1 protein-coding gene is annotated in these 894 nt (G+C 59.1%); it reads right to left on the reverse strand.

The annotated features are described in order from the left end of the window. Positions 1 to 45: 45 nt before the first annotated feature. Entirely contained in the window at positions 46 to 831 is a 786-nt protein-coding gene (locus tag A3730_RS22515) for an acyl-CoA thioesterase II (protein ID WP_063519500.1), read from the reverse strand. Between the last annotated feature and the right edge of the window lie 63 nt (positions 832 to 894).

Here is an 894-nt window from a genome sequence, read left to right on the forward strand (position 1 = left end):
CCTGATCCCCCAGTGTTCGCGCTGTCAGCGGTGCCAGTTCCGATTTCATGCAAATACCGTAAATGTCTGTCGACTCAGTGCCACGGCTTGGCCAGCCGCGTCCCAGATCACAGCCTGGCTTTGTCCATAGCCATCACTGCACTGGTCAGTGTTTACCCGATATTGCCACAAAGTATCCGCCGGGCGAGACCCCGGATCATCCAGCAGCTCCATGGTCCAGGTCAGGGAACTGGCCGGTGCCGGGCCTTTGAGCAACGGCAGCACCGAAGGCGGCCAAGTATCCACCAGGGCAATCAGCGCCGCTGTGCTCATTGTTTCCGGGGGTACGGTGAAGCCCATGTAGCCCCCGAAATCCGGCGCTGCACTGCCACTAAACGGCGGCATACCCTCTGCGTAGCGGATATCAAAATGGGAAAGAAAGTCCGGCGTCAGCCCCTTGATGAACGGCAACGCAATGCTCTGTTCTGCCCCTTTCAAACCTGGCGCTGACGGCCCTTCCACCACCACTTTGGACTCCCGGCCCACGCCGAAACTGGCCAGCATCACCGCGACCACCTGCTCGCCCTGGCGCGCAGACACCATCGCCTGCATCACCGATTTCCCTTCCCGTAGCACCGTTGCGTCCAGAGCAACCTGCCCAGGCGATGCCGGCGCCACAAAAGACAGAGAAAAACTGCGCAAGAACCGCCCACTCGCCACTGTCTTTTGCAGATGATCAAACAGCACCGCGCCGACCAATCCACCAAACAGCGCACGGCCCTGCCCCCAGCCTTCAGGGAAGGTGGCACTGCCCTTGCCATCCACCGTGGCCAAAATTTCATCGAATGTCATGATCTCTCACTTTTTGCATGCCTGAAAATAGCGGCCCTTTATTTACCATCCTCATCAGATCGG

Source organism: Alcanivorax sp. HI0044 (assembly GCF_001634945.1).

What these genes read in the sequence shown, in the direction of transcription:
- A3730_RS22515 (WP_063519500.1), bottom strand. Translation starts at nt 831, where the DNA reads ATGACATTCGATGAAATTTTGGCCACGGTGGATGGCAAGGGCAGTGCC.